Annotated in this window: 27 protein-coding genes; 21 read left to right on the top strand and 6 right to left on the bottom strand. The window is 48.8% G+C overall.

What is annotated here, in order from left to right:
* From C3V36_02625 to C3V36_02605, 5 genes are all read left to right on the top strand, one after another.
* Complete coding sequence (locus tag C3V36_02625; protein AVM68243.1) at positions 1 to 2,103, top strand: hypothetical protein; 2,103 nt, start codon at positions 1 to 3, stop codon at positions 2,101 to 2,103.
* Positions 2,104 to 2,120: 17 nt separating this feature from the next.
* Entirely contained in the window at positions 2,121 to 2,591 is a 471-nt protein-coding gene (locus C3V36_02620) for a hypothetical protein (GenBank protein ID AVM68242.1), read from the top strand.
* Between the two features lie 442 nt (positions 2,592 to 3,033).
* A complete protein-coding gene (locus C3V36_02615) occupies positions 3,034 to 3,231 on the top strand; it encodes a hypothetical protein (protein ID AVM68241.1) in 198 nt (65 codons plus the stop codon).
* Complete coding sequence (locus C3V36_02610) at positions 3,176 to 3,592, top strand: flavodoxin (protein AVM68240.1); 417 nt, start codon at positions 3,176 to 3,178, stop codon at positions 3,590 to 3,592. The genes C3V36_02615 and C3V36_02610 overlap by 56 nt, the downstream gene beginning before the upstream one ends.
* Before the next feature lie 212 nt (positions 3,593 to 3,804).
* A complete protein-coding gene (locus tag C3V36_02605; protein ID AVM68239.1) occupies positions 3,805 to 4,407 on the top strand; it encodes a DUF3793 domain-containing protein in 603 nt (200 codons plus the stop codon).
* A gap of 25 nt (positions 4,408 to 4,432) precedes the next feature.
* Here C3V36_02605 and C3V36_02600 read toward each other — a convergent pair whose 3' ends face one another.
* The 6 genes from C3V36_02600 to C3V36_02575 all read right to left on the bottom strand — a co-directional run bounded on the left by C3V36_02600 (position 4,433) and on the right by C3V36_02575 (position 9,311).
* The gene (locus C3V36_02600; protein ID AVM68238.1) at positions 4,433 to 4,867 is read right to left on the bottom strand and encodes a GNAT family N-acetyltransferase; all 435 of its coding nucleotides are present in this window, start codon (positions 4,865 to 4,867) and stop codon (positions 4,433 to 4,435) included.
* Between the two features lie 35 nt (positions 4,868 to 4,902).
* Positions 4,903 to 5,412: a GNAT family N-acetyltransferase gene (locus C3V36_02595; GenBank protein ID AVM68237.1), complete on the bottom strand. Its 510-nt coding sequence runs from the start codon at positions 5,410 to 5,412 to the stop codon at positions 4,903 to 4,905.
* Between the two features lie 22 nt (positions 5,413 to 5,434).
* Positions 5,435 to 6,517 carry a threonine-phosphate decarboxylase gene (locus C3V36_02590; GenBank protein ID AVM68236.1) on the bottom strand — a complete coding sequence of 361 codons (1,083 nt, stop codon included), beginning with the start codon at positions 6,515 to 6,517 and terminating at the stop codon, positions 5,435 to 5,437.
* Positions 6,518 to 6,755: 238 nt separating this feature from the next.
* Complete coding sequence (locus C3V36_02585; protein ID AVM68235.1) at positions 6,756 to 7,235, bottom strand: hypothetical protein; 480 nt, start codon at positions 7,233 to 7,235, stop codon at positions 6,756 to 6,758.
* Positions 7,236 to 7,465: 230 nt separating this feature from the next.
* The gene (fsa, locus tag C3V36_02580; protein ID AVM68234.1) at positions 7,466 to 8,119 is read right to left on the bottom strand and encodes a fructose-6-phosphate aldolase; all 654 of its coding nucleotides are present in this window, start codon (positions 8,117 to 8,119) and stop codon (positions 7,466 to 7,468) included.
* Positions 8,120 to 8,315: 196 nt separating this feature from the next.
* Positions 8,316 to 9,311, bottom strand: a complete 996-nt coding sequence (locus C3V36_02575) for a hypothetical protein (GenBank protein AVM68233.1) — start codon at positions 9,309 to 9,311, stop codon at positions 8,316 to 8,318.
* Between the two features lie 551 nt (positions 9,312 to 9,862).
* Between C3V36_02575 and C3V36_02570 the strand changes: the two genes are divergently transcribed.
* The 16 genes from C3V36_02570 to C3V36_02495 all read left to right on the top strand — a co-directional run bounded on the left by C3V36_02570 (position 9,863) and on the right by C3V36_02495 (position 26,374).
* Entirely contained in the window at positions 9,863 to 10,792 is a 930-nt protein-coding gene (locus C3V36_02570) for a hypothetical protein (protein ID AVM68232.1), read from the top strand.
* Positions 10,783 to 12,222, top strand: a complete 1,440-nt coding sequence (locus C3V36_02565) for an iron permease (protein ID AVM68231.1) — start codon at positions 10,783 to 10,785, stop codon at positions 12,220 to 12,222. The genes C3V36_02570 and C3V36_02565 overlap by 10 nt, the downstream gene beginning before the upstream one ends.
* Positions 12,223 to 12,381: 159 nt before the next feature.
* On the top strand, positions 12,382 to 13,071 hold the full coding sequence (locus C3V36_02560; protein AVM68230.1) for a hypothetical protein: 690 nt from the start codon (positions 12,382 to 12,384) through the stop codon (positions 13,069 to 13,071).
* Positions 13,072 to 13,433: 362 nt separating this feature from the next.
* Positions 13,434 to 14,741, top strand: coding sequence for a DUF2318 domain-containing protein (locus C3V36_02555; protein AVM68229.1), 1,308 nt, complete (start codon positions 13,434 to 13,436; stop codon positions 14,739 to 14,741).
* 9 nt (positions 14,742 to 14,750) lie between these two features.
* Positions 14,751 to 16,043, top strand: a complete 1,293-nt coding sequence (locus tag C3V36_02550) for an ABC transporter permease (protein ID AVM68228.1) — start codon at positions 14,751 to 14,753, stop codon at positions 16,041 to 16,043.
* A 53-nt stretch (positions 16,044 to 16,096) separates the two neighbouring features.
* Positions 16,097 to 17,254: an ABC transporter permease gene (locus C3V36_02545; GenBank protein AVM68227.1), complete on the top strand. Its 1,158-nt coding sequence runs from the start codon at positions 16,097 to 16,099 to the stop codon at positions 17,252 to 17,254.
* A 101-nt stretch (positions 17,255 to 17,355) separates the two neighbouring features.
* Positions 17,356 to 18,033, top strand: coding sequence for an ABC transporter ATP-binding protein (locus C3V36_02540; protein ID AVM68226.1), 678 nt, complete (start codon positions 17,356 to 17,358; stop codon positions 18,031 to 18,033).
* 271 nt (positions 18,034 to 18,304) lie between these two features.
* Positions 18,305 to 18,751, top strand: coding sequence for an FMN-binding domain-containing protein (locus tag C3V36_02535; GenBank protein ID AVM68225.1), 447 nt, complete (start codon positions 18,305 to 18,307; stop codon positions 18,749 to 18,751).
* 219 nt (positions 18,752 to 18,970) lie between these two features.
* A complete protein-coding gene (locus C3V36_02530) occupies positions 18,971 to 19,477 on the top strand; it encodes a hypothetical protein (protein AVM68224.1) in 507 nt (168 codons plus the stop codon).
* A complete protein-coding gene (locus C3V36_02525; GenBank protein AVM68223.1) occupies positions 19,474 to 20,013 on the top strand; it encodes a pilus assembly protein PilX in 540 nt (179 codons plus the stop codon). Before C3V36_02530 ends, C3V36_02525 begins: the two co-directional genes overlap by 4 nt.
* A gap of 70 nt (positions 20,014 to 20,083) precedes the next feature.
* A complete protein-coding gene (locus C3V36_02520) occupies positions 20,084 to 21,718 on the top strand; it encodes an FAD-binding protein (GenBank protein AVM68222.1) in 1,635 nt (544 codons plus the stop codon).
* A gap of 251 nt (positions 21,719 to 21,969) precedes the next feature.
* On the top strand, positions 21,970 to 23,145 hold the full coding sequence (locus tag C3V36_02515; protein ID AVM68221.1) for a TlpA family protein disulfide reductase: 1,176 nt from the start codon (positions 21,970 to 21,972) through the stop codon (positions 23,143 to 23,145).
* A gap of 91 nt (positions 23,146 to 23,236) precedes the next feature.
* Complete coding sequence (locus C3V36_02510) at positions 23,237 to 23,938, top strand: succinate dehydrogenase (GenBank protein ID AVM68220.1); 702 nt, start codon at positions 23,237 to 23,239, stop codon at positions 23,936 to 23,938.
* Between the two features lie 134 nt (positions 23,939 to 24,072).
* Entirely contained in the window at positions 24,073 to 24,480 is a 408-nt protein-coding gene (locus C3V36_02505; protein ID AVM68219.1) for a DUF4418 domain-containing protein, read from the top strand.
* Positions 24,480 to 25,685 carry an ABC transporter permease gene (locus C3V36_02500; GenBank protein AVM68218.1) on the top strand — a complete coding sequence of 402 codons (1,206 nt, stop codon included), beginning with the start codon at positions 24,480 to 24,482 and terminating at the stop codon, positions 25,683 to 25,685. The genes C3V36_02505 and C3V36_02500 overlap by 1 nt, the downstream gene beginning before the upstream one ends.
* A 14-nt stretch (positions 25,686 to 25,699) precedes the next feature.
* The gene (locus C3V36_02495; GenBank protein AVM68217.1) at positions 25,700 to 26,374 is read left to right on the top strand and encodes an ABC transporter; all 675 of its coding nucleotides are present in this window, start codon (positions 25,700 to 25,702) and stop codon (positions 26,372 to 26,374) included.
* The last annotated feature ends 146 nt before the right edge of the window (positions 26,375 to 26,520 follow it).

Raw genomic sequence — 26,520 nt, 5'->3', positions numbered from 1 at the left:
ATGAAAGCAAATAAGATAATAGCGGCAATTTTGGTGATTGGAGTTTTGGCAGCGGGCTTTTTGGCGTTTGGCCGGGCGCGGACGGAAAATCAATATAAAAATTACGAAGTGACAATGGATCTGGAAGAAATTAAAAAAATTGCCGCCACCGAAGGAAAAACGCTGGAACAGTCGCTGGCTGATTGGAAGGAAGTCGGGCTGGATTCGGTGACGATTACCGAAAGCAGTTTGGATACTTTGAAATGGAATAATGATTTTAAAGTCCGGACATCGTTTGAAGGCTATGATGTGATCGTTGAAGCAACCAAAGAAGGCATTGATTTTGTGGAAAAAGGTCTGAAAGAAGTGCTGGCTGACGGCCGGAGTCTGATCAGGCGGAGCGATACGACACTGGTGCTGACCGGGATTGCTTCGGATTTTGCTTTTAAATATGAAGTGGTACGGGACTTTTTAGAGAAAAAAATCGGAACCGATAAGGTTGGCCAAATGTCGAAGTTACAGTTGGTCGGTTTAGGTTATATTCCGGCTGAGATTGAAGCGGTGCAGGCGGCGGGACTGGCGGTTCGGTTCCGGCCGGCCTATTCAGCCGGGGTGCAGAATGCGAAGCGCTCGATTGACCGCTTTATTGCGGCTGTGAAGCAGTATTCCGGACAAAGCTATGCCATTTTTTTCGGGGATACGATTTTAGGGATGGATACGGATCCGGAGTATATGATGAATGCACTGCGGGAAAATGAAATTGCTGTCGCCATGATTGAAGCCAGTGTGCAGCGCGAACATTTGGAGCAGGTTGGCTTGGAAGCGCTGGTGCGAGGGCTTGATTATCAGGCGGTGCGGGTTTTTTCTACTTGGAATTATATTCAAAGACGCTATGATTATAGTATGCCTCTTCATCATCAGGGACAGGAGATTGTCAATACCTTTTACCGGGCAATTACCGAACGCAATATTCGGGTCATTTTCTTTAAGCCATTTATCGATCCGCAAAATAATCTGGTCAGTGACTATGCGGTGTATAAGTCTCGGTTTGCGGATTTGGAAAGGCGGCTTTTGGCGGCGCCGCATCATATTCGGCGGCTTTCGGCGGCTGATGGTGAAAAGCTGGAGCTGATGCCGCGGCTGCGGCCGCGTCCGGCCTATCAAATGCTGGCGGCGCTGGCAGTCATCGCCTGTTTTTTGCTGCTAATTGAGAATATGCTGGCGGTCAAACCGGTAATTTTATACGGTCTGTTTGCTTTGGCGGCACTGCCGACGGCGGCGGTTTATTTGCTGCAAATCCGGCTGAGCTTATTTAACATTTTGTTTGGACTGGCGGCTACCATTTTATTTGCAGTGTTGGCGGTTCAGTTTGTTTTGGCGGAGAGTAAGCGGGTCTTTGACGCCGGTGCAGCCGTGACAAAACTCGGCGCCTTTGGCCGGAGCCTATGGCTGCTGGCGGGAGCGGTTTTGATATCTCTATCGGGCGCACTGTGTGAAACGGCTTTTTATGCGGAAAGTGAATATTTATTGGAGTTAAAGGTTTTTACCGGTGTCAAGATATCGCAGCTTTTGCCTTTGGTGCTCGTGATTTTAGTGGCGCTGCGTTATTTCGGCAATGATATTTTGGGCAAAGCCGAACTGACTGCCAAGGAGCGGGCGCAGTATTTCCTCAACATGAACATTAAGTTTTGGCATGCGCTGATCGGGATGATGCTGTTAGCAGCGGTGGCGCTGCTGATTATCCGGAGCGGGCATGAAACCGGAGTGCAGCCGGCCAATATGGAGCTGTTTATCCGCAATATTCTGGAAGAAGTCCTGCCGGCCCGGCCGCGAAACAAAGCCTTTTTGCTGGGCTATCCGGGTGTGCTGCTGCTGGGTTATTTTGCTTATCAGAAAAGGTACCGGTGGCTGTATCCGATTTTGGCGATTATGGCGGCGATGGGACAGGCGAATATCTTAAATACCTTTTCTCATATTCGAACGCCGCTGTACTTATCCTTTTTGCGTATTTTCTTTGAAATCCTTTTTGCCATCGGCATGACCGGTCTGTATGTGCTGGTGCTGGAAGCGGTCGGCGCTTTGTGGAAACGGTATCAAACCAGACAGGGCAAGCAAATAAATTAGAAATATGGAGGGGCAAGATGACGGAGCTTATATATGATAAAACATCTCCGGATGCGGAGTACTATGAGCTGCTGATTAGCCTTATGGAACGCTGGGAATATGAAATCGTCGAGTTCAAGGAGGCAAAGGGGCAGTATTCCGAAGACAAGATTGGACAATATTTCTCTGCCATAAGCAATGAGGCGAATTTAAAGAATCAGCAGTACGGCTGGTTCATTCTTGGTGTCAGCGAACAGAAGCAAAAATATCCCGTCGGTACATCATTTAAGCAAGGTGCTTCTGTATTGATTGAAAAATTTAAATATGAGATTGGCAGGGAAACTACAGATGGAATGACATTTCTTGATGTAATAGAGCTGAATCCTGTGTATGAAGGAAAGCCGCGAAGGGTTTTGATGTTTAAAATTCCCGCGGCTGTTGCCGGAATGCCAACGGAATGGAAAACGAGGTACTATGCCCGCAGTGGGGAAAGTCTTGGATCTTCTTAATCCTCTTAAATTAATTTTCTTTTTAAAGAGAATAAAGAGAATAAAGAGAATTCGCATGTATGTTCATCAACAGACCGCGCTTACTCGCCGGGCGGGCAGTCTGCCTAAAAAGGACTGTTCTGTCGAACATGGGAAAATTGAGTTATTGATTTAAAAAACAGAAAACAGAAAAGCTGTTAAAAACAAAACCAGTTTTTGACAGCTTTTTCATTGGAAAGATTAAAATATGGGGAGAAAAGGGTGCTTTTGCAGGCAAGATTTTCGGCAGAGTAAACATAAATATTTGTTTGCCGGAGAAAGAATTCTATGTCAAGTAAAAATTAGTTCATTTTTATACAAAAAAGCAAAGAGATTTATGGGCAATTTTGATATTGACAATCATTCTCAAATTCTATAAACTTAATACTTGAACCGGTAATTGAACTTTTCTTGCTTTGTCGAAATGACTTTGGGCTTGAGCGTCGGCAGGAAGGGCGGCAGCTTTGGGCTTTCAGTCTATGTGCTGAAAAGCGCAGCGGCAGGAAAAGGAAAATGCCGGGACATTGAAATTTTTTATCAGAAAGGCTTGAAAGGAGCAGAATATTATGGCAATACCTGTTATTTATTGGAGCGGAACCGGCAATACGGAAGCAATGGCTAAGGCAGTAGCCGAGGGCATCAAGGCTAACGGCAAGGAAGCGAAACTTTTGGCAGTAGGCGATGCCTCGGCGGCAGACGTAGAAGCAGCAGAAGCAGTTGCTTTGGGCTGTCCGGCAATGGGCGATGAAATCTTGGAAGAAGATGAAATGGAGCCCTTTGTTGAGTCGATTGCAGACGCTGTAAAAGGCAAGAAAGTCGTACTGTTTGGTTCTTACGATTGGGGCGATGGGCAATGGATGAGAGATTGGCAGGAGAGAATGAAGGGCTACGGCGCAGACGTAGTGAAGGAAGGCCTGATTGCCAATTTGGAACCGGATGACGATGCTCTGGCAGCCTGTAAGGAATTAGGCAAGGCATTGTAAGAGCTATCGAAACTCTAAAATTGTAAAAAGCCTTTGCCGCGGTAGCAGTGATGGCAGAGGCGTAAAAGGGATACTTGGTTTTCCGTCCGCGCTTTGGGGCAGATAAAATCTGCAGGCGAAACCCATAAGCTGCGGGCGGAAGATTGAGATAGAGTATAATAAGAACAAAGACAGAACGCAGGAAAAAATAGGCGCGAGAGAGGAACGGCAAAATGAGAGCAAAAGTAGGAATACCGGCTCAAGAAATCTTAAAGCAGTATTCGGATATGGAGTATTTATGTTATACCATTGCTTTTCATGCCGCGCCCACGATTATGCGCCAAAAAGCAGCGTCGCTCATTATTTTTAAAAACGGCAGCCGGCCGCTGAAACAGGTTTGGCTGGGAAACCGGGAGCGCTGCGAACAGTATTTTCCTTTGCGTTCTTTTTGTTTGTATGAACGGCCAGAGAGCGTCGGTGTTTTATTTTATCAGCCAGACCTGCTGGCAGACTGCTTGCTGAAGCCGGAAACAAAGCAATTCTTGGCGCATTTCGGTTATGCTCCGGAAATGAGCTTAAACGAGAAACTGACTGCTCTGGCAGCGCGTTATCAGACGGGCTGCCCGCATGAAATCGGGGTCTTTTTGGATTATCCGCTGCATGATGTTAAGGCCTTTGCCGATTGCCGGAAAGACTGTCTGCTGACCGGCTACTGGAAAGTTTATGCCGAGGAAAAGGCGGCGCTAAAGCGTTTTCGGGAGTTTGATTATTCCAAAAACCGAATCTTACAGGCGCTGCTCCGCGGAGTTTCACCCCAAAGAGTGGCGTATGTTTAAGCTAAATATTTGCCTGTCTGACAATTTAGCGAAACGATTTAATAAACCGTTTTTGTGTTTTGTCGCAAACATATCCGATTTTTTCATAAAACTTATGAGCGTCTGTTCGATGTGCTCCTGAATTTAAGCGAATAAAGGCGAGGTGATTTTGGGCGGCGTATGCTTCTATGAAAGCCATCAGTTTTTGGCCGATTCCTTTGCCTTGAAACGCCGGGTCAACTGCCAGTGCCAGAATATTTAAACCGGTGTCGCTGTAAATGCTCTCATATAACTCGGCATGGACAAAACCGATTGCATTTTGAGTGCCTTCCTCTTCATAAACAGCCATAATATGGTGCGGGTCATTTGATAATTTCCGGATTTGATGTTCTACTAATGCGATATCGGCGTTATAGCCCAATGCCTGCCCGCAAATTCTTTGCAGGCAAGCCGCATCACTTAATTGCATATTTCGTATCATGTCGTATTTTCTCCTTTTTTTTAAAACATCATGAATTAGTTTAACCTTATTTCGTAACCATATTCATTAAAACTGAGCTCATCATCAATAATTTCGGTATATATTCCTTTAGCTTTTATCAATTTATTTTTCTCGTATAAATTAATGGCCGGTTTATTTTCATCAATAACAAATAGTCTTAAATATTGGGCGCCTGATTTCCTGCCGACTTCGATTGCTTTCGCGATCATCATACTGGCAATTCCTTTTCGGCCATACAAAACATTAACACCCAAGCGATCTAAATAAACAGCGGTTGCCGTATTATCTTGCCATTCTACATTTTTATATCCGCTATGTTCGTTAGTCAAAACAAATGCAGCGGCAATAATCTCTTTGTCCAGTAAAATATATAAGCGATTTTTATTTATATCTTCTTCAAAAAAATCACAAGGATAAACATCGTCCCAAATTTTGATTTTGTTTTCAATCATTCTTTTTACGATAGCTTGGTATACTTCTTTTATGTTAGGTAAATCCTCGGGTACTGCTAATCGAAATTCCATAAAATTTTACCTCAAAATGTAATTAACTCTCCGCTCCCTTTACGAAATCGGCGATTGCCTCCAGCAGGCGGGTATTGCTGGCCTGATCTAAGATACAGAAGCGGAAAAAGCCGGGGCCGATTTCATCATGGAAATTGCGGATTAAAAGCCCGCGGTGCAGCAGATAGAGAAAGAGATCGGTTGCGTTTTGGCGTTGGAGTTCGAGCAGGAAAAAATTAGCCGTTGCCGGGTAAACTGTTAAATTCGGCAGGGCTTCCAAAAAAGTCGAAATCCGCTTTTTTTCCGCCTGGACAAAGCGATGGCTGGTCTGAATATAATCCTGATCTTCCAGAAAAACTTCGCCGGCATAGGCAGCCAGCGCGTGAACCCCCCAGGGATAGCCGCTTTGCAGGCTTTGCAGCCAGTCGGGGTTGCCGAATACGGCATAGCCTAAGCGCAGTCCCGGTGCGGCAAAAAACTTGGAAAATCCACGCAGGATAATTAAATTGGAAAATTGGCGAATCAGGGAGATAGCGCTGTATTTTTGCGGCTGCTCGGTGAATTCGATATAAGTTTCATCAATAATAAAAGGAATTTGCTTTTCCTGCGCCCGTCCAATCAGCGGTGCCAGTTCCTCAGCGCTTAAAAGCGTGGCGGTTGGGTTATTGGGATTACACAGCAGGACAAAATCGGCCGACTCCAGCAAACGATGGAATTCAGCCGCCGGAAATTGAAAATGGTTGTCCTTGACCAGCGGCAGCTCCAGTACCTGACCGCCCTGCCTGCGGACGTCACTGGCATACTCGGAATAAGTCGGGGTATAGAGCAGCGCCTTTTTCGGCGCGAAATGCCGAATCACCTGATGAATCAGTTCGCTGGTGCCGCTGGCTGGCAGGATACGGGCAAAATCCACCGCCAAATAGCGGCTGAGTGCATTTTTCAGCTGAGCATACTCCGGGTCGGGATAGCGGCTGAAAAGCTCGATTTGTTCGGCTAAGGCCTGCTTTGCTTTAGCGGGCAGACCCAAAGGGTTGGCATTTACGCCGAAGTTAATTAAATCCTGAGGCTGAACCTGATAGAGACCAGCAATTTTTTCAACATCACTGCCATGAAAATTAGACATCATTTCCTCCTTGCGGATAGTGCCGCTATGGTTAATAAAGAAAGCGACTGCCGGAAATCGCCCTGTGCAGCCGCTCTTTACTAAAAGATTTTGCTATTGTTGCATTCAACTTTTCCATGCTGGTCAGAGCCGTAATTTTTTAGGCGGGTCGGGCGGCATTGCGGGAACGAGAAACATTTCCTGAACTTGTTGCGAAATGCTTCGCCACATTGCAAGCTGCCTGTTTGCAGGAAAAGCTGAGTTATTTTTTAGCGCTGCTTTGCGCGTTTGTTTTGGCTTGGGCATTTTTGACCCACAGCGCCAAACGCTGGCGCCAGCCCGGTTTTGCCGGAGTCTCTAACTTGCCGCTTTTGATGCTGACAATATAAAGACCGGCTAACTCAATTTTCACCATTTTTTTGATTGGTAATTGCTGATAGACGCTTTCATCACATAACAGCGTTGCGATTTTGGGTCCGATTTTGGCCTTGACCATCGGGAGCTTGCGCCAACGCAGATAAAACGGAATTTGTTCCTGCACCATCTGCGGTAAAGAAGAATCCTGAGCTTTCAGCTTCTTTTTATCGATGATCAGCGCGGACGTTACGACTTTGCTTTGCTCAATCATCTCCTGACTGTCGTTTGCCTTTTTTTGCATTTTGTTGCCGAAATAATACAGCACAAACAAAACAACGGCTGTCACGGCAAGCACGATCAGTAAAATTAGTAACCACTGCGGCATAAATACCCTCCTAAAACCCAAGCCAAGCTGCTGTTATTTGTTTTACAAAATTTACGGGTGCTGACCGGTTATGTGCCGGAGTACCGGTGTTTTGCGGCATTTGCCGGCTGCCGAATCAATAATTATATTTTGCGGCAGCAATCAGAAACAACAGATAGCTTTTTTCAAGCATTTTAAATTCAACATTCCCTATTTTAACAATGATTTACAAAAAAATCAAGTGTCAAATCCTATTTTCCAAAGACCTTTAAGTAATCCTGCTTAAACTTTTCAATCCCGGCATCGGTTAAGGGATGCTTGGTCATGGCTTCAATCACCGCATAGGGAACGGTCGCGATATCCGCGCCGGCCAAAGCGCACTGGGTGACATGCATTGGGTGACGGACACTGGCGGCGATGATTTCGGTCGGCAGATCATAAATTGCAAAAATCTCGGCAATCGTTCTGACGAGTTCGACGCCGTCGGTGGAAATATCATCCAGGCGCCCTAAGAAAGGCGAAACATAATTGGCACCGGCCCGGGCCGCCAGCAAGGCCTGATTGGCACTGAAAATCAAGGTAACATTGGTTTTAATCTTTTCTTTGGCCAGTACCTTAACCGCTTTTAAGCCTTCGACGGTCATGGGAATTTTAACCACCATATTGGGGTGAAGCTGGGCGATTTCTCTGGCTTCTTCAATCATTGCTTCGGCCTCAGTGGTCGTAGCTTTAACCTCGCCGCTGATTGGGCCGTCGACAATACTGCTGATTTCCTGTAAAACTTCTTTAAAGTCGCGACCCTCACGGGCAATCAGTGAGGGATTGGTGGTTACGCCGCAAATCACGCCCATAGCGGCGGCTTTCCGGATATCCTCAACATTAGCGGTGTCTAAGAAAAACTTCATGGCATACCTCCTAAAAAAGTGATGATAGGGTTAAAAAGTTAACTCAACTTTCCCATAGTCTTTTTTGGCTCTGTCCCGCTCAGAGAGCGGGTGCATGGACTCACTCTCGCGATTTGCTTTGCAAATCGCATTCCGTTCCTGCCCATGCAACGAGCCTAAAAAAGACTGTTCTGCCGAACATGGGAAAGTTTAGAAGTTAATAGATAGTCAAGCTTTCTTCCATACGGGAGTACAAATCAGATAATACCGGCAAAAAGCGGCTGTCAATCAGATTAAAGTTGCCGCAATGATAAGTGAGATAGTAAAAGGCATCATTTTTTTTGGCGATGACGGCTTGAATATAATATTCACCGACATAGTTCAATTTGTAAGCGGCTTGCGCACCTTTGACCGAAATCGGAGTTATGGAAAGCAGCTCCTTATCGATATTCGGAATGTAGCTGAGCAGTCCTTGCGCCGCTTCCTCCAATGTTTGGTCAAGCACATTATAGCCGGCAAAAACACTTAAGTTGCTGTAAGAAGTGTGGTCTTTATCGCTGTCATCATACACGGTCAGGCCGTCACCGGCGTGATTTAAAGGCAGACCGGCCAAAATAGCGGGCAGCTCAACGCTGTACAAATATTTGGAATTATGGACTTGGACGAATTGGTATTCATTAGGGTCTTTATCGGCTAACTCCAGGAAAGCCGAACGGATGTAGTCCATATCGGTCCGCAGCTGAATTTGGTTTTCCTCGGCGGAATAAGTGACACCGATTTCCAGTAAGGCGCACAGGTCGCGGAGCTTAAAATAATTATTGCCGTTAATTGTATAGGCGGTTAGCTCGACCGGGACTTCATCCAAGATTAAACCGGCTTCGCTGGGGGCGATGGAAGTAATGGCCGGCAAATCCGGAGACAACTCGCCGCCGACCGGCCGGTATTTTTGGCCTTTGGTTAGGGCGATACTTTTGGTGGTGTTGTTCCAGCTGACATTAAATGACTTGGTACTGTTTTTTAAGGCCATAGCTACATCCCGCAGCTTAAAATAATTGGCACCGTCAATATTATAGGCGCGGACGGCGACCTTTTTTTGGTCAACCTTTACCTTAACGCTCGAAGGTACTGCATTTACTGCCGCCTCAGCCGGCAGCGCGGCCGCCAATATCAGCAGCAGGCAAAGCAGGGGCAAATAAAACTTTTTTTTCATCATTCTCTCTCCTCCTTAAAAATTTGTTATCTATAGTGTCTGCTTCCATTTAATGAGGGAAGCTAAGTTTAGTATAACAAAAGCGAAAACAAAAAACAAGCATCCGGCAAGTAAATTTAATAACGTTGGGATATTTTGGGGCTTTATGAAAAATTGAGCGAAAACAAAAAACAAGCGTCCGGTAAGTAAATTTAATAACGTTGGATATTTTTTAGACTTTATGAAAAGTTGATTCAATTTTTATCAAAACAGCTTCGAGAATTTGGAAAAATACTTGGAAAACCGCCGAGAATGCTGTTTTCGGTATGGAAAAACAAAATTTATATATTGACAAGCCGATTTTCCTATGGCATAATATTTATGTTTTCAATAAGCTTTGATAAGAATGATTATCATTAGCGATATTAAAAAAACAGCAGCGAAGGAAAAAGACGGGGCGATGCTGAAATTTTCAAACAGAGAACGATATGTGTTTCAGCATTCTTTTTTGCGGGCAGGGTTAGTCCCGGCTAACTAAAACATAGCGGACACGGGCAGCAGTGGCGGAAAGAAAGGTGCGCAGGGTGATAGGGCAGAAAAGGCTTTTGATAGTCGGCGGGATTGCGGCTTTTCTGATTTTAAGTGCAGCATTGGCGTTGCCGGGGAAAAGTAAAGGTTCGGGCGGAGAAGGACCACCGGTGGTGATTGCCAATGAAAGCGAGGTCATCACTGAAATTCGCCGGGCATTGCGGCTGCATTCCCAGCGAATTGTGATTTCTTTTGAGCAGGAACGGGATGTTTTGGCAGAGATGACGGCTATGGTTGATGCTTGGGTGGAAGCGGCGCTGCAAGAAACCGAGCGGCCGGATGAGGGCGATTATATTCGCTATCAGTATGGCGGCTATGAGCAGAAATGCAGCCGGCGCGCTTCTGACGGCGGGTATTTTTACACAGTTGAGATTATTCCGAAATATTATTTGTATTTATTTCAGGAAGAGGAAGTGGCTGGGAAGCTGGCGGAGATTTGGGCAGAGATGGCCCGGGATGGGGAGATGCCGGATTATGACAAGGTCAAAGCCGCTTATGATTATGTTTGCCGGCATGTCAAATATGACCGGGTGCATCGCAAGAACCCCTATTATTTCATGCGTTCCACCGCTTATGCGGCGCTGGTGCAGGAAAATGCGACCTGCCAGGGCTACTGCGTTGCCCTGTACCGACTGCTGCGGCAGGCGGGAATTAACGTCAGGATTGTAACCGGCTCGGTGACCGGTAAAAATGCGGAACAACTGCATGCCTGGAATATCGTGGAATTAGACGGCAAGTATTATCATTTGGACGCAACCTGGGATGCACAGCAGGAACATTATTCCTATTTTTTAAAGGGGGCGGCCGGTTTTTCGGATCATATATTAAATGAAGCATTTGCAGCGGACGAGTTTGCCGGGCAATATAAAATTGCAGAACAGGACTATGCTCCGGCAGCGGAGCAGAGATGTCATTAAGAGGGAGCAAGATGAAGAAAAAGCAGAAGCTACAAAGATTACGGAATTTGTTTAGTGCGGTATTAGTGCTAAGTCTTTTGTTCATGCTGCCGGGGGCGGTGTTGGCCGAAGAAGCAAAATATTACAAAACCTGGGAAGAGTATTCGACCGCCAATGGCCTGGAAGCCCGCAACTGGCATGAAGTCGCCGATGCGATTGATGTTTTGATCGGCCGGGTAGAGGAATTATACGAAGCGGGCAATCAAAAAGAGGCCTATGAATATGCAAAAGCAACCTACTGGGGCTATTATGAAACGACCGGCTTTGAGCGTAATGTTATGACTTATATTTCCGGCAGCCGGGTCAGTGCGGTTGAACTGCAGTTTGTGGCTTTCCGCAAGGCGGTTAAAAAAGACGGCGCCAGTCTGGAAGCGGTTAAAGCGGAAGGTCAAAAGTTAAGCGATATGCTGCATGAAGACGCCGATGTTTTGCAGCCGGACGGCCGGCCGGGCGATCAAAAGGCAGCCGAAAATGCGGAAAATACAGAAGCGCCGTCTTCTGAAAATCAAAGTCAAACGCCGAAAAATCCGGCCGGCGGAGCGGTAGCGGCTTTTATCGGGAGTTTGGCGATTATTTTGCGGGAAGGTTTAGAGGCTATTCTGATTGTCGGAGCGATTATTGCTTATTTGATTAAATCCGGCAACAAGCGCGGTGTTGCTCCGGTTTACTTCGGAGCGGCTTTTGCGGTGGTGTGCAGTTTTATTATGGCTTATTTTATTGATTATCTGAAAAAGATCAATCCGGAAAACGCCATGTCACAGGAGATTATTGAAGGAGCGGCGGCGCTCTTGGCGGTGGCGGTTTTGTTTTATGTCAGCAACTGGATGGTGTCAAAATCCGAATCGGCGCTGTGGTCGCAGTATATTGAAAGCAAGGTAGCCGGTTCACTGGAGCGGGGAAGTGCGATTGCTCTTGGTTTTACGGCATGGTTAGCAGTTTTTCGTGAAGGAGCGGAAGTTATTTTGTTTTATCAGCCGCTGATGCAGGAAAGCAATGCTAATATGGTGTGGCTTGGTTTTCTTTCGGGCTGCGCGATTTTGGTGGTGGTCTTTTTGCTGATTCGCTTTCTCAGTATTCGTCTGCCGCTCAAGCCCTTTTTCCTGGCAACCAGTATTTTGATGGCGGTGATGGCGATTTGCTTTTTGGGTGCCGGCATCAAAGAGTTTATTGAGGGCGGCGTGATTGAAGCGGCTTATCAAAATTGGTTTACGGTTACCGAAGTGCTGGATATCTTAGGGATTTATCCGCTGTATGAAACTTTGATTCCGCAGTTTATTCTGTTGGTGATTACGGTGGTTACCTTTGGCCTGCAGGTTCGCAAAAATAAGAAAATGCGGCTGGAGTTGGAAGCGAAGGCGGGCAGTGCCGCGGCTTCTGCCAAAGTTGAGTAAAGAATAATGATGAAGTTATTCCGGCGCCTGTTTCGGCCGGCGCGGGGTAATGATAAATGCCAAAAGGGGAGGATGATGGGACGATTCATTCAGACTGGGCAAGAGATAACTTTAGTTACTTTTATCGATTATTTGGCGAAAAGGAAATAACCGGTAAATATGTTTTTCTGGAAGGAGATACTTAAAATGAAAAAATATGGTGCAATGCTTTTAGCGCTGGCAATGGTTCTGGCGCTGGCCGGCTGCGGTAAGACTACGGAACAGCCGAAGGAACCGGAAAAAGGGCAACAAACCGAGCAGACAAAAGAAGATACCAAGGAAAATACTGCCAAGGTAGAAACCGATCAGGCTGCTACCGGTAATGAAGCCGGATTTACCGAATATCCGATTTTTGAAGACGAAGAAGTTGGTTTTATGAGCGTATCGGCTGTTTATTTCCAACCGGTGCCGATGTCTAACGGTAACGAAAATATCGAAGGCTTTAACATTCATTTGGAATGTGATATCAAAGCGCTCGAAAATAAGCTGGGCTACGGCTTGGGCGATTGGGTGCCGTATCTGACCGTTGATTACAAGGTTGTCGGCGATAACGGCAAGGGTGATGTTGCTGCCGAAGGTACTTTCATGGTTATGAGTGCTTCCGATGGCCCGCACTACGGTGCTAACATTAAGCTGGATAAGGCAGATACCTATGCTGTCACCTTTACTTTCCACAATCCGGAAGAAAACGGATATTTGCTGCACACCGATGCCGAAACCGGCCCGGGAGGTTCGTTTGACGACTATTTCAAAGACGGCAATCTGCAAATTACGCATGAGGGCTGGGAATATACTCCGCAAGAGTGGTAAAAACCGGAGCTTGGCGAGATCGTCCTATCGCGGGCAAAGGTTAATTGGTTGAGGAGGTCGGCTGCAAGCCGGCCGATAAGAAGATAAGCCAGTGCCGTTTGGCGGCATTGGCTTGTCGTGTTAAAAAACATGATATGCTGTGTGTAATGCCCGGAAGAAAGAAAACGGCTCTGACAGCGGTTTTTGATTCTGAGTATTACAGGCGTCATATATATCTGTACGGAATATGGATATTTCGTTTTCCCTGAGAGGAACCGGTACTTTTCGGGTTTGCATTGCCGGAAAAGCCGGCTTTGAAGGGATGGGGAAAGTTGAGTTAATAAAAAATGTTGCAGTTCAGACAAGCCATTTGTTGAAAACGGATGACGAATAGGGGCTGTAATCAGAAGACGGGAGTTGGCAATATGCTGAAATATTTAATCTTAGTTACAGAAAATACCGCTCTGCCGGCGATTTTGCTGGGGCTGCTTTATGCCTATATTTTTGCCGAGTTTAAGCAAAAGGGGCGGCGTATTGTCACGCTCGGAGCCGGAGCAGGGCTCCTCGCAGCGATTATCCGGGCAATATTAAAAAATACAACAAAAGTGATTGATAACACCGGCGGAGCCGGTATGTGGAATGTCCGTATATTTGCTGTTTCTACGGTTGCGTTGCTGCTTTATTATATTTTCGGCAGCCGAAAAATACGGCAAAAAATGGGGATAGCGGGTGAATGGCTGACGCCGGTGCTGGCTTCGGTCTGGACTTTTTGCCTGGTCTTTTACGCGTTGCCGGAGGTTTTGGCATATCCCTTTAATTTTAATCTGAACGGTGAATCTGTTTTGTCCACCGCCTTTTTTTACCGGCTGATTGGCTATTTTTTAGGACTGGTGCTGTCGCTCATCGCGGCACTGGCGGCCGGGCATACGGTCAAGCGGCTGGAGTTTCGGCTGATGGCTAGGCTCTTAAATATAGCCTTGTTTATCAACGGTTTTCAGCAGATCGGCAAAGCGGTGCAGGTGCTGCATGCGAAAAGGCTGATTAAGGGGCGGGTGTTTTTTCTGCTGGCCAGATATACGGCCAATTTAAGTGATTGGTTCCTTTATGCGGTGATGGCCGTTGCTTTTGTGGTACCGCTGCTTTTATGGCTGCGGAGCTTCAGCGTGCAGGAGCCTTATACCAATCCGGCCGAGCATCGCAAAATTCGAGCCAAATGGCTGAATATCCGGCGCTGGTCCACTACGCTGACGCTTTGCTTTGCGCTGGTGATTCTGACGCTGACTTTTTTCCGGATGTGGGATAATAAGGTAGTGGCGCTTTCCCCGATTGAGGAATGTGAACAGCGGGATAATAATATGTATATTTCTTTGACTCAGGTGGAGGACGGGAGGCTCCACCGCTTTGCCTATACGACGGAAAACGGGGTGGCGATTCGTTTTATTGTAATTAAAAAGCCGAACTCATCCGCTTACGGCATTGGGCTGGACGCTTGTGATATTTGCGGCGAAACCGGCTATTATGAACGCAATGGCCAAGTCGTCTGTAATTTGTGTGATGTGGTTATGAACATCAATACCATCGGTTTTAAAGGCGGCTGCAATCCGATTGTGATTGACTACAGTATTTCCGACGGCTATATTATCGTGCCGATTGAAACCTTGATTAAGCATGAAAAGACCTTTAAGAAATGAGGACATAGAATGTTTTTCAGAATGATAAAGGGCGCATTCGGGCGCCAGTGGAAAAAAATGCTGATGATTGCCATGACCATTGCTTTGGGGGCATCTCTGGCAACAGCCATGCTCAATGTAATGATGGATGTCGGCGACAAAGTGAATCAGGAGCTGAAAACCTATGGCGCCAATATCATGGTCGTGCCCAAGTCGGCTTCGGTAGTCAGCAATTTGTATGAAATTGAAGGCGGTTCGGCGAAGGGAGCGTATCTCTTGGAATCGGAGCTGGGAAATATTAAAACCATTTTCTGGGCCTTTAATATCGTTGATTTTACGCCGTTTTTAGATACGGCTGTCACCTTGGAGAGCGGGGAGCAAGCCACGATAGTCGGCACTTGGTTTAATCATCATTTGGAACTACCGACCGGTGAAACGCTAAATACCGGTTTGCGCAATCTCAGAACCTGGTGGGACTTGCGCGAGGGCGAGTGGCTGGATGAGCAAAGCGCTGCTCAGACCGAAAAAGCAGTTATGGTGGGAGAAACTTTGGCCAAGCGGGAAAATATTCACAGCGGCGATATCATTCGCCTGTCAACGCCCTTTGGTCAGGAAGAAGTGACGGTGCGGGGCATTTTTAACTCCGGCGACAGTGCCGAGGAGCAGATTTTTGCACCGATGGCCATGGTTCAGACCTTGGCCGACAAAAAAGGCTATTTGACCAGTATTGAGGTCAGTGCGCTGACAACGCCGGATAACGAGTTGGCGGTCAAGGCGGCCAAAGATCCGAGTTCCCTGACGATTAAGCAGTATGAGCTGTGGTACTGTACGGCTTATGTCAGTTCGATTTGTTATCAGATTCAGGATGTGATCACTGATTCTGTTGCTTCACCGGTGCGGCAGGTAGCCGATTCGGAAGGAGCGATTTTGGAAAAGATTCAACTTTTGATGGTGCTGATTACGATTCTTAGTTTAGCCGGTTCGGCGCTGGGCATTACCAACCTGGTAACGGCCAGTGTGATGGAACGAAGCAGCGAGATTGGTCTGTTAAAGGCGATCGGAGCCAAGGACGGCGCAATTTCGGCGCTCTTTTTGACGGAGATTGCAGTCACCGGTGTGATCGGGGCGGCGGTCGGCTATTTGATCGGTTTCGGCTTTGCTCAAATCATTGGTCAGACCGTTTTCGGGTCGCCGATTGAAATGAAATTATTTGTCATTCCGCTGATTGGTGTTTTGGTGCTGACCGTTATTTTAGCCGGCAGTATTCCGGCGATTCGAATGCTGCTCCGGCTTCGGCCGGCGGAGGTTTTGCATGGCCGATAAGGAAGCGCCGAAGTGGAAAGATAGAGCTGGTATGGGCTTAGAGGGAGCATAACATGACCAAACAAAAGATGTTTTTAAAGATGATTACCGCTTCGCTGGTCAGGCGGCGGTCACGGATGCTGGTAGCGCTGCTGGCGATTGCCGTGGGGGCCACGATTTTGTCGGGGCTGGTGACGATTTATTATGATGTGCCGCGACAGATGGGGGCGCAATTCAGAAACTACGGTGCTAATATGATTTTTATGGCGGCGGAAAATACGGACGAATTTAGCATGGCGGCAGTGGAAAAGGGCATTTCCTATATTGAGGGCAAAGAACTTTTGGGGGTAACGCCCTACCGCTATGAAACGTTAAAGATTCATGAACAGCCGGTAGTGGCTGCCGGCACCGATTTAGCGGGGGCTCGGATTACCAGTCCCTATTGGCATGTGGAAGGGGCCTGGCCGGAAAAGCCGGCTGAGGTGCTGGCCGGCAAGGAAGCGGCAAATCTGCTGGGGCTGAAAATCGGTGATTCCTTTGAAGTAGCGGCCTTTGCCAATGAGGATAAAAAAGAAAAAAAAGCAGCTCCCGGTTCGGAGGTCAGGCTGACCGTTGCCGGTATTTTGGAAACCGGCGGCTCGGAGGAAGAATATATTTATATGGCGATGGCGGATTTAAAGGCAATTACCGGCGGCGGGGAGCGGCTGGATATTGCGGAATTGAGCATTTCTGCCACGCGCGATAAATTAGAAAGCTATAAAGAAAAAATTGCTGCCGAAGTCAGTGCCATTACGCCGCAGCTGGTCAAGCGGGTTACTCAATCCGAGAGTGCTGTTCTGACCAAGTTACAGGCGCTGGTCTTTATCGTGACGGTGGTGGTGCTGGCGCTGACGATGATTTGCGTGGCGACCACCATGACGGCGGTAGTGACCGAGCGGCGCAAGGAAATCGGTCTGCGCAAAGCGCTTGGCGCGGCTGACAGCGATATTATCTGGGGTTTTATGGGCGAAGGCCTCTTGCTCGGCGGAATCGGCGGCCTGCTGGGTTCGTTTTTCGGGTTTGGCTTTGCCCAATTTGTCAGTATGAATGTGTTTAGCAGTTCCATTACCTTTCAGCCGCTGCTGCTGCCGGTGACGATGGCGGTATCGGTCGTAATTACGGGACTGGCCTGTCTGCTGCCGGTTAGAAATGCAATTGATGTTGACCCGGCGCTGGTCTTAAAGGGTGAGTAAAAACATTTTATCAGCCGGTTTGACGGCTGTATCGGGCATCTGCTAATCGGGCTGATTGCCGGAGAGAAAGGGCTGGATTGGCGATAAAAGGAGATTTGATTATGAGTTTATTGCAGCTTAAAAATATTTCAAAGATTTACGGCAGTCTGAAAGCATTGGACGATGTCAGCCTGACGGTCAATAAAGGTGAATGGACGGCGATTATGGGGCCGTCGGGTTCGGGCAAAAGCACGCTGATGAATATTATCGGCTGTATGGATAAGCCTTCGCTGGGCGAGGTCTTTATTGACGGGATTGATATTTCAAAGGAAAGTGCCAAGGGACTGACCGCGATTCGGCGCGATAAGATTGGTTTGATTTTCCAGCAGTTTCATTTAATTAATTATTTGACGGCGGTGGAAAATGTGATGGTTGCCCAGTATTATCATTCCCTGCCGGATGAAAAGGAAGCGCTGGAAGCGCTGGAACGGGTCGGGCTGGCCGACCGGGCCAAGCATCTGCCCAGTCAGTTATCTGGCGGCGAACAGCAGCGGGTCTGCATTGCCCGGGCGCTGATTAATCACGCGGAGCTGATTTTAGCGGATGAGCCGACCGGTAATTTGGATGAAGCCAATGAAAATATTGTCCTTGATATTTTTCGCCAGCTGCATAGTCAGGGTTCGACGCTGATTGTGGTTACGCATGATTTGGAAGTGGCCGAATCGGCCCAGCGGACAATTACGCTGGATTACGGCAAGATTAAGAGCGATGTCCAAAATGAGAACTTTGGCAAATATTAAGTTTTTTGTTAAATAAAGAGTCTTTTTACGGACAGGAAAGAGCTTTCTGCACGAATCGGCAGCTTATCCTGTTCTGCCCGGGAGTTTCCCTTGATTGAAGCACTTCACACTTCTGTCCGGCGGGCAATCTACCCTAATCGAAGTGCTTCGCACTTCTGCCGGGTGGGCAATCTGCCTGAACGAATGTTCTTGGTTTTGGGATGAACGTCTGCCTAAAAAGCAGTTTTGACGAATATGGGGAAATGGAGTTAATATTTAGAAAGGAAGAAAAATGAGCAAAAAGAAATATACAGCGCTGTTTTGTGCGGCGGTTTTGGCAGCGGGTTTAACTGCCTGCGGCGGTTCGGCTGCCAAGTATAAGGACGGAACCTATGAAGGCAAAAGTCAGGTCTATGAGGGTGACGAGGACGGCAATGGCGACGGCTACGGTGTTGCCACTGTCACGATTAAGGATAATCAGGTCACGGACTGTCAGTATTTGACCTATCAAACCGACGGAACGCTTAAAGACGAGGACTACGGCAAGAAAAACGGCGAGATCGCCAATGCCGACTTTTACAATAAGGCGCAAAAGGCGGTGCTGGCTTGCGCCAAATATGCCGCCGGGTATGCGGAAACCGGCGATTTATCGAAGGTCGACGCCATATCCGGAGCGACGATTTCCTATAATGAGTTTCAAGAAGCGGTTGAGGATGCTTTAAACCAGGCCAAAGAGTAAATCCACGCAGACTGCCCGCCCGGACAGAAAGCGGAGCTTTCGATCAGGGCACCCGATCTTCGAGCGGGACAGAGCCAAAAAAGACTATGGCAGACCGCCCGCCCGGGCAGAAGTGCGCAGCACTTCGATCAGGGAAAAGTTAAGTGAATTACGAATGTAGGCAGGAAAGAATCACAGAGAGAATGACGAGAAACCGATTTCATTCAAGGAGGAGAGCAGATGAAAGCAGTCAGGCATATCGCAGTCATAATAACGGCACTCTTTCTGATCCTGGGGCTGCCGGCGGCGATGTATGTTGATATTCCGGCATTGTTTCAGGCGGAAGAAAAGGTCGATGCTGTGGCCAGTGCTTCTCTGCCGCTGCCGGAGCAGCCGTCAGGTGAGTTTGTGGTTTTGCTCAATCGCCAAAAACATATGGATACCATTTCGCAATGGCAGCTTTTTTTCAGCGACGGCGATGCCGGGGTGATCATGAGTGATGTCGATTGCCGGGTGGCGGCGGCCGATGCTGCGGCCATGCAGTTAGCGCGCCGCTATCAGCTGCGTTTGCCTGAAAACCAGATGCAGCTGAAGCCTGAAAACGGCCTGCTCCTGATTTCCAAAGCCGAGGTCGGATTATTTGATGCCATTGTGATGTCTAAAGAAATGGCTGACCATTATCAAGTGTCAACCCTGTCTGAGCAGCCGGATATTTTATTTTTTTCGGTGAAGGGGGAGCCCCGATGAGAAAATGGAATGCGGTTTTAACATTACTGATTTTTATTTTGTTTTTGCTGCATGCCGTTTTTGGCAGCCTGCAAATGCTGGGCGTGGGTAATACGGCGCTGAAAGGATTATCCTGGGCGGCAGTGGGTCTGATTACGGTGCATACTTTGATTGGACTGAAATTAACCTTGGAAACGCTGAAAGTCCAAAGGCAAACCGGCGTTTTCTATTGGCGGGAAAACAAGCTTTTTTGGGCAAGAAGAATCAGCGGTTTGGCTGTCATGCTCTTGCTGTTTTGCCATTTGACGGCATTTAGCTATACCAGGGACGGAGCATACCGGCTGCATTGGTTTACGGCGGGGCGGCTGACGGTTCAGCTTTTTTTGCTGGCAGCGGTCGGAGTTCATATCATCACTAATGTGAAACCCTTGCTGATTGCTTTCGGCGTCAAAGGCCTGCGCAGCTGGCTGATTGATATGCTGGTTATTTTGTCGGTTTTGCTGCTGTTTATGGCGGCTGCCTTTGTGGTGTATTATCTGCGCTGGAATGTATTTTAGCTGAGGACAGCGGTCAGGGGTAAAGTCGAATGATGGATGCTGCCTGAGCGCAGCTATTTAGAGGTGGACGATGAAACAGATCAATATTGTCGGAGCGGGGTTGGCAGGGCTGTCGGCAGCCATTTGGCTGGCGGAGCGCGGTGCCGTCTGCAATTTGATTTCCCGGCAGCCGTCCGAGCGGGCGCAGTCGGTACTGGCCGAGGGCGGTATCAATGCCGCTTTGGATACGATGGGCGAGGGCGATACGGCGGATGAGCATTTTCAGGATACGATGCGCGGCGGCGGCGACCTGGCTGACCCGAATGCGGTTCGTGCCATGACGGCGGGCGCGCCGGAGATTGTGAACTGGCTTTTAAAGTTAGGCGCACCACTGCAAAAAGAGGATGGCCGAGTGCTGCTCCGCAATTTCGGCGGCCAGAAAAAAAAGCGGACGGCTTATGCAAGGAGCAGTACCGGTAAGATGCTGATGTCAGCGCTGGTTGACGAGGCCCGGAAATGGGAAGCGGCCGGCCGGATTCATCGCTATTCCCACCATGAAGCACTGGATTTGGCTTTTCAGGAGGAAAAAGAGTCGCGGCGCTGTCTTGGCGTAAAGCTGCGCGATCTTTATAGCAATCAGGTTTGGCTTTGTCCGGGGCCGGTTATTTTGGCAGTCGGCGGCTTAAACGGTTTTTTCCCGGGGCAGACAACTGGGACGGTGTATAATACCGGTAATTTGGCAGCCCGGCTGTTTGTCCGGGGCGTTACTTTCAGTAATTTGGAAATGATTCAGTATCACCCGACGACGGCGGCGATTGCCGGCAAGCGGCTGTTAATCAGTGAAGCAGCCCGGGGCGAGGGCGGGCGTTTATTTATCCGTCGCGGCGGTCAGCCATGGCACTTTATGGAGGAGCTTTATCCGGAGCTGGGGAACTTGGCGGCGCGGGATGTGATTTCCCGGGAAATGGTTAAGGTCTGCGCCCGGAAGGACTGCGAGGGGCCGGTTTATTTGGATCTAACGGCTCTCAATCCGGAAGTGTGGCGGTCTAAGCTGCCGGATTTGCGCAGTCAGATTCAGGAATATTTATTTTTTGACCCGGCGGCTTGGCCGATTGCGGTCAGCCCGGGGATTCATTTTTTTATGGGCGGTATTTGGGTCGATAAAAGCCATCGCACTGATACGGCCGGACTTTATGCCGCCGGGGAATGTGCCTGTCAGTATCATGGTGCTAACCGCTTGGGAGGAAATTCACTGCTGGCTGCGATTTACGGCGGCCGGCAGGCGGCAGCCGGCGCGCTGGCTGATTTGCCCGGAATAACTGGCAATTTGGACGGCGCTTGGCCGGAGCCGGATTTTTCACCGCCAAGGCAGATGACCGCGGCAGAAATGGCGGCGGCTGGCGTTTCACCGGCAGCAGCCCGGCGGCTGGGCGAACTGCTGAGCGCGGGACTGGGCATGATTCGAACCGAGGCCGGACTTTTGGAAGCGCTTCGGCAGACGGAGGTCTGGCTGGCGGAAGAGGGCTTATCGGCGGCGGAAGCAGACCGGATTCGGCTGGGACAGGCCATGCTGGCCTCGGCGCTTGAGCGCCGGGAAAGCCGGGGAGCGCACTGGCGTGAGGATTATCCGGCCCGGGATGAGGCTTATCAGCGGATGACTGTGGCTCGTTATCGGTCGCCGGAGATAGCGATTGGCTGGCAAGATATTCCGCCGGTGCAGGAGTAAATAAATTTTCCGTATCTAAATTTTTCTATCTAATTTTTTCCTATCTTAACAAGAACTTTACAAGCTGCATAGTATAATCTTCCTGTTTGATGGAAACCTTGGCTTTCCATTTGCCGGAGCCGCTGCGGCTCGCAAAAAGGGCGGAAGGCTGAGGAGTTCACTTATTGACAGTGATCAGGCCGGCTTGCGAGTAGCTTAAAAAAGCGGCGGCTTGGCTGAGAGCAGTGAAAATGAACAAAAGATAGGAGAAAATGATGAAAAAGAAAGTATGGAAAGTAATAACGGCGGGAGTAGCACTGGCTTTGTGCATCGGACTGGGCGCATGCGGCGCAAAGCCGGAGACGGGAAAGGCTGAAAATAAACCGGATACCGGCATGGCATCCGACCAAAAAGCGCCGGACGCCGGTAAAATGGATCCCAATACGATCGATCCGAAGATGCTGGAAGGCACTTTTGATGCCAAGGATGTTGTGATGAAGGCCAAGGAAAACTATCAGTTTTCTTATTTGGGAATGGAAGTGACTTTGCCTGAGACGCTGCGTCAAAAAATGAATGATTATCAGGTAGCGATGCTGAGCGAGGATTTTCAGGCCAAAGACGGCGTATTGAAATATGCCCTTTTAAACTGGAGCACGCTGACAGAGGAGCAAAAAAATGCCAAGCTGAAAAAAGTAGGCAATGATTATGTCGAATGGGAAAAAAGCTTATCCCGGATTGGCGCGCTGGGGATGTATCCGGCGGATATAGCCGAGGAGAAGCTGTCGGAACTGACCAGATGCAGCCAGCATGAAAAGATTGGCCAAACCAGTGACGGCAAGTATTTTTATTACCTTAGTACCGAACCGGCGGCCGGGCAGGAACTGACGGATGAAGTCAAGCAGATTAAAACGGTGTTGGGAGAAAGGCTGGAACTGCCGGCGGGAACGTATTCTTTTTTAGAAAAGGATGAGATTGCAGCCGGTCAGACGGACTCGATTGCGCCGTTTGCCACCAAAACGGTAGATGGTAAGGAATTCAGTGAGAAAGATTTGGCTAAGTATGAACTGACCATGGTCAATGTGTTTGCAACATGGTGTACGGCCTGTGTGGAGGAAATTCCGGATTTAGAAAAGCTGCATCAGGAAATGAAGGAAAAAGGCGTCAATGTTGTCGGTATTGTGACCGATACGGTAGACGATAACGGCGAAAATCAGGAAGCCATTGATTTGGCCAAGACGATTATGGAAAAAACCGGCGCTTCCTATCCGTTCCTGATGCCGGATAAAAGCGGTCTTAACGGCCGAATCAAAAATATCATGGCTTTTCCGGAAACCTTTTTCGTGGATAAGAATGGCAATATTGTCGGTAAAACCTATGCCGGTGCCCGCAGCTTAAAGGACTGGCGGGAGATTGTAGAAACGGAATTGAAAAACGTCAAGGGCAATTAAACATCAGACTTTCCTTTTCAATATTCTGTAAGGTTGCGGCGCATACGGCGGTTAGCGAAAAAACCGGTTCCGGCAAAAGGAGGGAGCAGGCTTGAACATTAAAATTGAGATACTGCGTTGCCTTGAGGCAGGATCACCGGCTTTTTGGCAGTCTTTTTGGTACGAAACGGAAAATCCGGCCGAAACCGTAGCGGCGGCTTTAACCAGGCTGAATGAACAGCCGCAGCTCATCGATGCCGAAGGGCATCCGGTCGAGCCGATTCGCTGGGAGTGTAATTGTCTGCAAAAAAAATGCGGCGCCTGCGCCATGGTGATTAACGGCCGGCCAGCGCTGGCCTGCGCGGTCAGGCTGGCGGATGCCGGCAAAGGGCTGCGGCTGGAGCCGCTGAAAAAGTTTCCGCTGATTGCGGATTTGGTGGTTGACCGCAGCATTATGCAGGAAAACCTGAAACGGCTGCGGACATGGCTGGAGACCGAAGCCCGGGGAGAAGGAAGCCGGTCCGAGGACTTGTATGAAGCCGCCCGCTGTCTGCAATGCGGGTGCTGCTTGGAAGTATGCCCCAATTACGATGGCGGTACGTTTACCGGTATGGCAGCGGCGGTGCCTTTTGCCCGGGTTTTGGAGGAGACCGGCGGAGAGCAGTACAAAAAAGCGGCGGCCGGATACGAAAGACACTTTTATCAGGGCTGCGGCAAGTCACTGGCCTGTCATACGATTTGTCCGGCCGGAATTGCGGTGGAGCGGCTATTGCTTCGCTCCAATGCGGCCGTCTGGAAAAAGTATTTCAGGTAGCAAGCCTATGGTTACAAGGACGCAGTTGTTACGGAATAGTTGATGTCTGGAACCGGCTTTGTCAGGAAAGCGATTTTTAGCCGTTCCAAGGCGGAAACGGATGACAGAGTATATTACTTGGAAAGGAAAATAAAATGAAAAAATTAAAAATCGGAATAATGGATATTATTATGTTGCTGGCCGGCGTCTGCTTTCTGCTGGGCAGCCTTTTTGTGTTTACGCCCTGCGGGCCGAAGGAGGACGGCAGCTGGATGATATGTCATCATGCCGGGACGGCGGTGACGGGAATTGCAGCGGTGCTGGTTTTGCTGGCGGTGCTGCATTTGCTGATGCCAAGTGCTAAGACGAAACTGGGGCTGGCGATGGCCTCGCTTCCGGTGGCGGTATTGGCCTATTTACTTCCGGGTAAGCTCCATCCGCTTTGCATGATGCCGAGTATGCGCTGCCATACGGTGATGGCACCCGGGGTGGCGGTATCGGTGATCGTGCTGGCAGCAGTCTATGCGGCGGATATTTTTGTGCAATACAAACGAGGTGAGTGATGAAACTGGAGCGGGAGATAGCCCGAAAAAACCTAAAACGGAAACCGATTCGGACGGCGGCATTGATTTTGCTGACCGCCTTTTTGGCGTTTTCGGTATTTGGCGGGGGAGTGATTGTGATGAGCCTGCAAAGTGGCCTGAAAAGTTATCAGTCGCGGCTGGGAGCCGATATTGTGGTCGTGCCGTATGAAGCCAGAACCAAGGCGTCATTGGAGTCGATTCTGCTGCAGGGGATTCCGGGTTATTTTTACATGGACCGGTCTTATATTGATAAGGTTCGGGCGATTGAGGGCGTGGATCAGGTGTCACCCCAGTTCTTTCTGGCTTCGGCCAGTGCCGGCTGCTGTTCGGTGCCGGTGCAGTTGATCGGTTTTGAGCCGGAAACCGATTTTTCGATTCAGCCTTGGATTCGGGAAAACTATGCCGGCAGTATCGGTGACGGCGATGTGATTGTCGGCGGCCGGATTGCCGTACCGACGAACTATAAGTTGAAGTTTTATAATACCGAATGCCGGGTCATTGCGCAGCTGGAAGAAACCGGCACCGGGCTTGACAGTGCGGTTTATACCAATCAAAATACCATTCGCATGATGATGGCAAATGCACAGGCGCTCGGCTTTCAAAACTTTAAGAATATCAAAGCCGATCAGGTGATTTCTTCGCTGATGATTAAGGTCAAGGACGGTTACAATATCGAGGATGTCACCAATGACATCAATCTGCATGTTCGCCGGATTAAGGCAACGCCGGCCAAAAGTATGATTTCCGGTATTGCCGGCGGGCTGGCCAATGTGTCACAGATGATAGGGGGCTTAGTCGCCATGATTTGGCTGTTGGCGATGGTGGTCTTAATCGTTGTCTTTGCCATGATTGCCAATGAGCGCACCAAGGAGTTTGCCGTGCTGCGGGTAATCGGCGCTTCGCAGCGTTTTCTGTTTTGGCTCCTGACACTGGAATCGGTGATGATTGGCCTGAGCGGTGCAGTGGCCGGTACGGCACTGGCGGCTTTAGTGGTATTTCCGTTCAGCGGCTTAATTCGGAGCCGGCTTGGTTTGCCTTATCTTTTGCCCGGAATAGGCAAGATTTTGCCGCTGCTGTTGGCGGCGATTGTCTTTTCGATACTGGCCGGTTGGCTGGCGGCGCTTTTTTCCGCCGGAAAAATACTGCGTCAGGAACCGGGTGTGGTACTTAGGGATAGTGTTTGATAAGGGAGGAAAGCATGAAAGTAAAAGCAGACAAGATTAGCCGCCAATATTTTCGGCGGTCAAAAGGCAGCAATGTATTTTATGCGGTTGCCGAAACGGATTTCTCCCTGGCAAGCGGAGAACTGGCGGTGATTATCGGGCGTTCCGGCAGCGGTAAAAGCACTTTGCTCAATATGCTGGCCGGCATTTTGCAGCCGACCGGCGGACAGGTGCATTATGATGAGACTGATATCTATTCCTTGGACGATGCCAAACGCTCGGTTTTCCGCAATCAGAAGATTGGTTTGATTCCGCAGGGACAGACGGGTTTGCAGAGCTTGACGGTGCTAGAAAATATTTTGCTGCCCAGCCGCATGTATGCGGACGAGGATAAGACCGGCGAGGCGGCTGCCCTGACGGAGCGCCTCGGCATTGCCCATCTGCAAGGCGTTTATCCCGATGAGCTGTCAGGAGGCGAAATGCGCCGGCTGGCGATTGCCCGGGCTTTGATTTGCAGACCGGCAGTTCTGTTGGCGGATGAACCGACCGGTGATTTGGATGATGAAAATACGCATATTGTTCTCGGACTTTTGCGGGAGGCGGCTGACCAAGGGGCGGCGGTGCTGCTGGTGACGCATGAAACCGAGGCCGCCGGCTATGCCGACCACCTCTACCGAATGGACGGCGGTGTGCTCACAAAAGAGAAGTAAAGAACGATTCAAAAAAATCCCCTTTAGGGGATTTTTTTGTGGAGAAATTCACTGCCTGAACGGCAACAAAATTTACAGCTTGAGCCGGCTATTTTACAGTTTTTGCTTGAAAAAAAAATTAAAAATGATATAATAAGTTTGCGTTA

It is taken from the genome of Lachnospiraceae bacterium oral taxon 500, from assembly GCA_002999035.1.
Taxonomy (GTDB): Bacteria; Bacillota; Clostridia; order Lachnospirales; family Vallitaleaceae; genus W11650.
This window is presented reverse-complemented; position numbering and strand designations above follow the sequence as displayed.